2 protein-coding genes are annotated in these 752 nt (G+C 37.5%); both read right to left on the bottom strand.

All coding sequences use genetic code 11. The features are described from left to right. Positions 1 to 75: 75 nt before the first annotated feature. On the bottom strand, positions 76 to 324 hold the full coding sequence (locus DWW13_RS12165) for a helix-turn-helix domain-containing protein (protein WP_004613734.1): 249 nt from the start codon (positions 322 to 324) through the stop codon (positions 76 to 78). Position 325: 1 nt separating this feature from the next. Further along, the coding region (locus DWW13_RS12170; protein WP_442857776.1) for an RNA polymerase sigma factor at positions 326 to 752 on the bottom strand (427 nt) is incomplete at its 5' end.

Consider the following 752-nt stretch of genomic DNA (forward strand, 5'->3'; position numbering starts at 1 on the left):
GTTGCTTTCATGTAAAAGCAGGTGCAGAGCAGGAAAGAGGGGATTGAACAAATCATACTCTGCGGTTACTGCTTGTTATTCTTCTTCGATTTCTAAGGCGATATCAAACCCTAAAATCATTTTGATAAGTGCTTCTCTGATAAGTCCCTTTAATTCCATATCTACAACAATATAAACATTGCCGTATTCATCATAGAGTGGACGCAGACAGCACTTTGATATGTACGGGTCATAAAATGCCAGTATCTTTTCAATCGCTTTTTCGTCTCCGTCCATTGCTTGTGAAAGCAAATAGTAGGACGGCTTCTTAAATGTTTGCTTCATTTTACTGTTTCTCCTTTAGTAATTTTTTCATAAGTACCAATGAGTTATGTCGATTTTGGAATACACCGCTTCTGGAAATATTCTGCTTTTTTGCAATTTCTTCGTTGTTCATTTCCAAGAAGTAATACATCAGCAAAGTTTCACGGTTACGCTCGGATAACTGTTTCAAGGCTTCTGCCAATTCATCATCATAGACACGAATATCATTACCGCATACATTGAAAATCGTATAGTCCGTATCATAGTCGTCCCAGACAGCCAGATTTTCTACAACGATTTCTGGAAGTTCACAAAAGAGTGTTTCTTCCTTTTGTCGTCGTTTTAATTTCTTCTGATAGTCCTTAACAACATGTCGGACAACTTTCTTCAAACAACTTTCAAAACGGCATTGAACTGTTTTCTGGAAGTCAGACGGTTTCATCAATCTC

It is taken from the genome of Blautia sp. AF14-40 (assembly GCF_003479665.1).
Classification (GTDB): Bacteria; Bacillota; Clostridia; order Lachnospirales; family Lachnospiraceae; genus Fusicatenibacter; species Fusicatenibacter saccharivorans.